The organism is Kitasatospora sp. NPDC001603, assembly GCF_040298365.1.
Taxonomy (GTDB): Bacteria; Actinomycetota; Actinomycetes; order Streptomycetales; family Streptomycetaceae; genus Kitasatospora.
On the sequence record NZ_JBEPAA010000148.1, the window covers coordinates 1 to 7,647 of the forward strand.

The window sequence follows — 7,647 nt, forward strand, 5'->3', positions numbered from 1 at the left end:
ACCTGGCCTACGTGATCTACACCTCGGGCTCGACCGGCGCCCCCAAGGGCGTCGCCGTCCAGCACCGGCGGCGGACGCTCCGGGCCGCGGCGTGCCCGCCCTCGTGCACCGGCGCGGCGTGCCGCCGGGCGCGGCTGCGGGCCCGGCAGCCCCCGCATATGCAGTCCTCGTCCGGTTCGACCTCGTCGAATTCCAGCAACGGGGTCGATTGCTCGGTGGGGGTCATTCTCCGCCTCTTTCCCGGTCAGTCCTGATGGCACGACAGGAGGGACGTGCCCAGGCCGGTATCGCGTGCTGTCCGACCAAACTCCCAAACCGGACGGGTGCTCGGCGCGGCAGGGTGCGCCGCCCGGGTGACGGAGGGTCGGCGCTCCGGGCGTGGCGCGGTGGACCGGCGGGCGGTGGGACGGCGGCCGCTCCGACGGACGGTCAGCTCCCGGCGGTGGTGGCCGGACGGGTGCGGGCCGCCCGGCGGCGGTCAGGCGGCGGCGGGCGGGTTGGCCGGGGAGTACTCGGGGCCGGTCCAGGTCAGCGGGGTGGCGTCGGCCAGTTCGACGACGCCGGTGACGGTGAGGTCGACCACCCGCTCGGCCCCCGGCAGGCCGGCCGCCGCCGCGTCGGCCCAGTCGGTCCGGGCCTCGCCGGTGATCAGCAGCGCCCCGCCGGTCTCGAAGTCGGGCAGCAGCAGTCCGGCGCGCGGGTCGAGTTCCAGGTTGCCCAGCGTCATGAACATGCTGTTGCCGGCGTACTCGGGCCAGCGCAGCCGGTCCGGGCCGACGGCGCGCAGGAAGCCGGGGTTGCCGCCCCGGTGCGAGGCGTCCACCCGGCCGTCCGGACCGGCGGTGGCGATGAAGAAGGTGTCGGCGGTGGCCGCGGCCAGCCGCTGGGCGGTGGAGAGCACCGGGCCGGCGGCCACCACGTGCGGGACGCCGGCCGACGGCTGCTCCAGCGGACTGCGGCGCTGGATGTACTTGGGGCAGTTGGCGTAGACCTGGTCGGCGGTGATCACCAGGCCGCCGCGGCCGTCCGGCGCGGAGCGGCCGTTGAGCCGCATCCGCCGCCGGCCGGCCGGGTCCAGGGCGATGGTGCCGACCTCGGCGGGCCCGGCCAGGACGGCGGCCAGCGGGTCCTCGGCGGCGGGGCGGGCCGCCACCGTGAGGGTCCGCTCGTCGGGTGCGCGCAGGAAGCCGGGGCCGCCGGTGAGCTGGGTCGCCCAGAGCCGGCCGGCGGCGTCGGCGGCGCCGACCACCAGCACCCGCCGCTCCGCCAGGAAGCGGGCGGCCACGGCCGGGATGGTGCGGCCGATCGAGCGGCCCGAGTGGTCGGCCCGCTCGGTGCGGCCGGCCCGGGCCTGCACCGCGCGCTCGCCCGGGTGGTACGGCGTGCTGCTGCTGTCCGTCATGGCGGCTGCCTCCCGATCCGGTCGGGCGGGCCTAGAAGAACCCGCAGGTGGGGGCCGCGCCGGTGGGCGCGGTGGCGCCCGTCGCGTCCACGCCCTGCGGGGTGAAGATCTCCAGCCGGATGCCGTCCGGGTCGGTGAAGAAGATCCCGCCGGAGGCCGCGCCCTCGCTGTGCGGGACGACGCCGTCGTGGGCGAACCCGGCGCCCAGCTCGCGCAGCAGCCGCTCGGCCGCGCGGACCTCGTCGAGGCTGTCGACCTGGAAGGAGAGGTGGTGCAGGCCGGGCGCCGCGGTGGCGAAGGTGCCCGCGCTCTGCTGCCAGAGGGTGATCACCAGCCGGCCGTCGCGGCCGAGGAAGGCGAAGCGGCGCTCGGGGTCGGTGCCCTCCTTCACCAGCTCCAGGCCGAGGACGCTGCGGTAGAACGCCGTCGAGCGGTCGAGGTCGGTGACGTTCAGGCCGATGTGGCCGGTCTGCAGGGTGCTGGTGGCGGTGCTGGACATGGCTGATCACTCCCGTGGCCGGGGCGCCCGGAGGCGCCCGCTCCCTAACCTGTACAAGGGACGGTAGTGGTTATCCTGATGTCCCGTCAACCAGTACTGGCCTCGGTAGCGGTTAGGTAGGTCTCGGCGAGCCGGTCCTGGAAGGCCTCGGCGGTGAACAGGTAGTCCTGGCTGCCGGCCGACTCCAGCGCGTACGCCGCCAGCACGCAGCCGATCCGGGCCGAGGCGTCGTCCGGCAGGCCGTCGGCGCGGCCCGCCAGGAAGCCCGCCCGGAACGCGCCGCCCGCGCCGGCGCCGTCCGGCAGCCGGGAGATCGGGGCGGCCGGGACGGCCAGCGAGGGCTCGTCCGGGTAGTCGATCCAGACGCCCTCCGGGCCGAGGGTGGTGACCCAGCTGCCGACCCGCCGCAGCACCTCCTCGGCGGTCCAGCCGGTGTGCTCCAGCAGCAGGCCGCGCTCGCGCCGGTTGGTGACCAGGCAGTCCGCCCCGGTCAGCACGGCCTCGGCGCCGGCCGTGCCCAGTTCCTCCGTCCGGCCGGCCACGTCCACCAGGTACGGCAGGCCGAGGCGCCGGCACTCGGCGGCGCGGGCGGCCATCACCTCCGCCGCGGCGGGGCCGAGGAAGACCAGCCCGACGCCCTCCGTCCAGCCCGGCGGGCCCGGGCTGACGTCCTCGGCCAGCGCCCCGGGGTGGAAGGAGGTGATCCGGTTGCGGTCGGCGTCGGTGGTGCTGGTGTAGCGGGCGGTGGCCAGCTCGGTCGAGACCCGGACCAGCGAGGTGTCCACCCCGGCCTCGGTCAGCCGGTCCCGGTAGTCCCCGAAGTCCCGGCCGGCCGCGCCCAGCAGCAGCGGCCGGCGGCCGAGGCGGCCGAGCCCGTAGGCGACGTTGGCGGCCACGCCGCCGTAGCGCACCTCCAGGTCGTCGACCAGGAAGGAGAGCGACAGGTGCTTGAGCTGGGCGGGCAGCAACTGGTGGGTGAAACGGCCGGGGAAGGTCATCAGGTTGTCGATGACGATCGGACCGGTGACCGCGATTCTCATGGGGATACCTGCCTCACCGTGGAGGGTCCGGAGTGACGTGGCCGGAGCGGCCGGAGCGGAGCGGAGGGGGGTGGGCGACGGCGGCGGGACGGGCCGGTCCGGCGGCGCGTCGGGCAAGCCCTAGAGGGCCCAGAGGACCCAGCCGAGGAGCAGCAGGTTGGCGGTGCCCTGGGCGACGGCGCTGGCCAGCGCCGAGCCCGTCCACGCGCGGCAGACGCCGAGTGCGAGGCCCATGGTGAAGACGGACGGCAGGACCCCGGTGATCACCCGGGTGTCGAACGGGTTGAGGCCGTAGTCGCCGAGGTGGACCAGCGCCCAGGCGGCCGAGGTGGCGGCGATCGCCGCCACCGGGCCCCGGCCGCGCTCCACCGCGTGGTACAGCACGCCCCGGTAGCAGACCTCCTCGACCAGCGGCACCAGGACGCCCATGCAGACCACCATGGCCAGGCCCGCGACCACGGGGGCGCCCGGTGCCAGCTGCCGGAACAGCTCCGGGATCAGCGACGTCCAGTTGCCCCCGCCCCGCCCGAAGGCGGCGCGGGTGGCGAAGACGGTGTCGGCGTAGGCGAGCACCACCAGGGCGGTGCCGGCCGCCGCGGGCCCGAACCGGAAGCGGCGCAGCCCGGCGGCGGCGCGGTCCGGCCGGTCCAGCACGGTCAGGACCAGCGCGCTCAGGCCCACCGACAGGACCATCAGCGGGATCGCGAACGCTCCGGCGATCCGGACCGAGGCCAGCACCGCGAACAGCAGCGCGGCCGAGGCGACGGGCGTGGCGCGGTGGCGGTCGCGCAGGCGGTGCAGGGTGCGAGCCCGTCCGGTGGCGGCGGGCTCGGGGGGCGCGGGCGCCGCCACCGGACGGTTCGCGGTCATCGCGGGCCCACCTCCGCCACCGCGGGGGCGCGGCGCAGCGAGGGGAGCCACCAGTTGTAGCGGCGGAACAGCAGCAGCGTGGCCGGGACGAAGAGCATCCGGATCAGGGTGGCGTCCAGCAGGACGGCCAGGCCTAGGCCGGCGCCGTACTCCTGGAGCATCACCGTGGAGGAGAGCACCATCGTGCCGAGGCTGCCGGCCATCACCAGGCCCGCCGCGTTGATCACCCGGCCGGTGTCGACCACCGCGCCGATGGTGGCGCTCTCCTGGTCGGCCCCGCCGCGCACCAGGTCGCGGACCCGGGTGACCAGGAAGATCTCGTAGTCCATGCCGAGCCCCATCATCAGGACGGTGAGGAAGATCGGCAGGTCGTCGATGATCGCCCGGTCGAGCCAGAAGTGGAAGATCAGCACGGTGATGCCGATCGCCCAGACGTTGCTCATCATGATCGTGAGGATCAGCCGGACCGGGATCAGCAGCGAGCGCAGGGCCACCACCAGCATCACGAACACGCCGACCGAGACCAGCCCGATCATCTGCCAGAAGCTGGAGTTGAGCGCGTTGCCGTACTGGCGGTCGACCTGGGTGGCGCCGCCGACCTGGAGCGCCCCGACGTCCTTCGCGCCCTCGGTGACGTCCTGGATCCGGTCCACGGTGGCGACCGCGGCCTCGGAGTAGGGCGGGTCGGCGAGCTCGACCACGATCCGCAGCGCGCCGTCGTCGGCCAGGTAGTCCCGCCGTACGTCCGCGGTCAGCGCGTCGACCTGGTCGGCCGGCAGCGGGCTGCCGAACGGCCTGGTCACCGCGGAGACCCGGGCGACGCCGGGGTCGGCGGCCAGCCGGTCGGTGAGCGCCGTCACCGAGCCGAGGCCGCTCGCGGTGAGCCGGTGGGTGGCCGGGTCGACCACGCCGGCGGCCGGCCGGGTGACCACCAGGGTGGGCAGCACGGCCGCGTCGCCCCACTTCTCGGCGACCAGCTCGAAGCCGGCCCTGGAGTCGGTGGCGGGGCTGAGCGCCACCGGGTCGGCGGTCGAGCGGTGCTGGGCGGTGATCACCGCGAACGGCACCGTGATCACGGCGAACACCAGCACGATCGCCACCTTGCGGCGACGCGCCAGGTCGGCGGCCCTGGCCAGGTGCCGGCCCAGGGCGCTCTCGTGCTCCAGATCGCTCAGCGGGCGCCAGCCGAGCGCGAAGAACCGGTCGCCGAGCAGCACCAGCAGGGCCGGCGTCAGGGTGAGCGCGGCGAGCAGCACGATCGGGATGCCGATCAGCCCGCCGTAGCCGAGCGGCGGGATCCAGTCCACCGGGGAGAGCAGGGTGGCCCCGAAGGCGAGGACCACGGCCACCGCCGCGAGCAGCATGGACTCGCCCGCGTGCGCGGTGGCGTGCACCGCCGCCTCCTTCGGCGGGCGGCCGGCCAGCCGTTCCTGCCGGTAGCGCGAGGAGAGCAGCATGCTGTAGTCGACGCCCGCGCCCAGCATCACGAAGTTCATGATCGTGATGGTGAACTGGGTGAGCGTCACGCCGTGGCCGAGCGCGAACAGCGCCGCCTGGCTGACCGTCATGGCCAGCCCGATCGCGGCCACGGTCAGCACGGCGGGCACCACGGCGCGGAAGAACAGCAGCAGCACCACGAAGATGATCGCGTAGGCGACCGTCTCCATCAGGGCGTTGTCGTCCTCGGCCTTCTTGTAGGTGTCCTTGATCAGGGCGAGCTCGCCGGTCACGTGGGCGTCGACGTCCGGGCCGGCGCCGACGGCGCGCAGCGAGCCGTCGATGGCCGAGCGCAGCCAGTCCACGTCCGGATCGTGCCCGGCCTGCTTGGCGAAGCTGACCGTCACCAGGGCGGCCCGGCCGTCCTCGGCGAGCAGGCGGTTCACGGCGTCGGCGGGCACCGGCACCGGGAAGGAGCGCCAGTCGGTGGCGGCCGCGAAGCCCGCGGCGAGACCGGGCAGCGCCGCGTCGTCGGCGGCCGCCCCCCGCTGCGCCAGGTCGGCGAGGCCGGCCGGGACCTGGCCGGCCGCCACCGCCGCGTCCACCGCCTGCCGGCGGGCCTCCGGGGAGGTGCCGGCCCCGGCGGCGGTGAGGTCGCGGTCCACCTGGGTGCGCAGTTGGCGCAGGTACTCGGTGGTGGAGTCCCGGTAGAGGGTGTACGCCGAGACGGACTGCCGGACCTCGCCGGTGCGCTCCTTCCCGGCGATCCGGCCGTCCAGCTCGGCCAGCAGCCTGCGCAGTTGCTCGCCCCGGACGTCCGGGGCGCCGATCGCGACGATCGACTCGCGCTGCGAGCGGTCGGGGAAGGACTGCTCGACGAGCTGGTCGGCCCGGGCACTGCTGGTGCCCGGGACGACCTTGGAGGCGCCCTGTTTGGTCAGGACGTCGTTCAGCTGCGAGGCGAACGGGAAGCAGACCGCGATGACCACGGCCCAGACGGCGAGCACGGTCTTCGGGCGGGCGGTGAGCACCCCGGCGAGGCGCAGCAGGCGGCGTTGCACCGCGCCGTGGGTGGTCTCCGGTGGTGCGGGGGTGACGGTCGTGGTCATGCGGTGCCGACTCCCTCGCGGTGGCGCCCGCCCGGGCCGGTGCCGGCCGAGGGGGTGCTGGGGCTGGTGCCGGTGACCACCGCGAAGGTGTGCCGCAGCTCCAGCGTGCCGTTCCTGGCCACGTGTTCGGCCAGGCCGGCGCGGATCAGCTCCAGCGCGTGGTCCTCGCGGCGGTGGTCGACGGCGTCCTTGAAGCCGGCCGCCGCGCCGGAGCGCTGGACCCACTCCAGGGCCGCCTCCGGGGTGTCGGCGGGCAGCACCTGGTGGCCGTCGCGCTGGACGTCGACGGTCAGGCCGGCCTTGGTGAACCAGCGGGCCACCGTGGCGGCGTCCTTCGGCAGGTTCACCCGGACCAGACCGGTGAGCAGCGACGGGTCCGCGGCGAAGACCTTCTCCAGCTGGGTGATCAGGGTCTTGAGCGCATCGCCGCGGGTCTCGATCACCACCACCCGGCCGCCGGGCCGCAGGACTCTCCTGATCTGCTCCAGCAGCTTGACCGGCTTGCTGTAGCAGATCGCCCAGCCGACCACGACGAGGTCCGCCGAGGCGGTCGGGCGGGGGCGCAGGAACTCCTCCATGTCGCCCTCCTGGAGGGAGACGTCGAGCTCCGGCGCGCGCAGGGTGTCGGGGAGGATCTTGGCCTGCGCCACGGCCAGCATGCCGGGGGACTTGTCCACCGCGTGCACCGAGCCGCGGCCCTCCAGCCGGCGGACGATCTCGTGGGTCAGGTGTCCGGTGCCACAGGCGAGTTCGAGGACGTCGTCGCCCGGGCGGATCTCCACCTCGTTCAGCGCGGCGAGCGAGTGCACCCCCATCACCGGGCTGAAGTAGCTGTCGTAGCTGGAACTCGCGGCGTCGTAGTCGGGCGTGGTGTCGGCGTGGGTGCGGCTCAGGGTGAGGCGCAGGGCACGCGCGGCGAGTCCGAGGCGACTCATGGCTGGCTCCTTCTGATGTGGTCGGATTCCGAGGGCTGCGAGGCCGGTGCCGCGCAGGCGAGGAGCAGGAGGCCGGCCAGGCCGGCCAGGGTGCCGAGGACGCCGGCGGACACCGAGGGGGCGGTGGCCCCGGCGGCGACGCCCGCGACCAGGGCGAACACCGCCGGGGCCACCACGGGCGCCCGGCCGGCGGCGGGGCGGTCCGGGCCGGGCGCCACCGCGGCGGTCAGTGCGGCGACGGCGGTGACCACGGCCGCGAGGACGGGGCTCGCGGTGGTGGCCGAGGCGGGCAGGGCGGCGCCGAGCAGCAGCAGCCCGGCCGCCGGCGCCCGGTGGGGCGGGCCCGGCGGCAGGG

6 protein-coding genes and 2 pseudogenes are annotated in these 7,647 nt (G+C 75.2%); 1 reads left to right on the forward strand and 7 read right to left on the reverse strand.

Annotation, left to right across the window (positions count from 1 at the left end; all coding sequences use genetic code 11):
• Positions 1-77, forward strand: a pseudogene (locus ABT263_RS39015) (AMP-binding protein); the annotation flags it as partial.
• Between the two features lie 401 nt (positions 78-478).
• On the opposite strand, the gene ABT263_RS38190 reads toward ABT263_RS39015, so the two are convergent.
• From ABT263_RS38190 to ABT263_RS38220, 7 genes and pseudogenes are all read right to left on the reverse strand, one after another.
• A complete protein-coding gene (locus tag ABT263_RS38190; RefSeq protein ID WP_352298412.1) occupies positions 479-1,402 on the reverse strand; it encodes a pyridoxamine 5'-phosphate oxidase family protein in 924 nt (307 codons plus the stop codon).
• 31 nt (positions 1,403-1,433) lie between these two features.
• Positions 1,434-1,901 carry a VOC family protein gene (locus ABT263_RS38195; RefSeq protein WP_352298414.1) on the reverse strand — a complete coding sequence of 156 codons (468 nt, stop codon included), beginning with the start codon at positions 1,899-1,901 and terminating at the stop codon, positions 1,434-1,436.
• Between the two features lie 86 nt (positions 1,902-1,987).
• Positions 1,988-2,941, reverse strand: coding sequence for a PfkB family carbohydrate kinase (locus tag ABT263_RS38200; RefSeq protein WP_352298416.1), 954 nt, complete (start codon positions 2,939-2,941; stop codon positions 1,988-1,990).
• Positions 2,942-3,061: 120 nt separating this feature from the next.
• A complete protein-coding gene (locus ABT263_RS38205) occupies positions 3,062-3,811 on the reverse strand; it encodes a CPBP family glutamic-type intramembrane protease (RefSeq protein WP_352298419.1) in 750 nt (249 codons plus the stop codon).
• Positions 3,808-6,357 (reverse strand): MMPL family transporter, encoded by a 2,550-nt coding sequence (locus ABT263_RS38210; protein WP_352298422.1) that lies wholly within the window; start codon positions 6,355-6,357, stop codon positions 3,808-3,810. The genes ABT263_RS38205 and ABT263_RS38210 overlap by 4 nt, the downstream gene beginning before the upstream one ends.
• Entirely contained in the window at positions 6,354-7,292 is a 939-nt protein-coding gene (locus ABT263_RS38215; RefSeq protein WP_352298425.1) for a class I SAM-dependent methyltransferase, read from the reverse strand. The genes ABT263_RS38210 and ABT263_RS38215 overlap by 4 nt, the downstream gene beginning before the upstream one ends.
• Positions 7,289-7,647 (reverse strand): annotated as a pseudogene (locus ABT263_RS38220) (hypothetical protein); the annotation flags it as partial. The pseudogene ABT263_RS38220 and the gene ABT263_RS38215, both read right to left, overlap by 4 nt.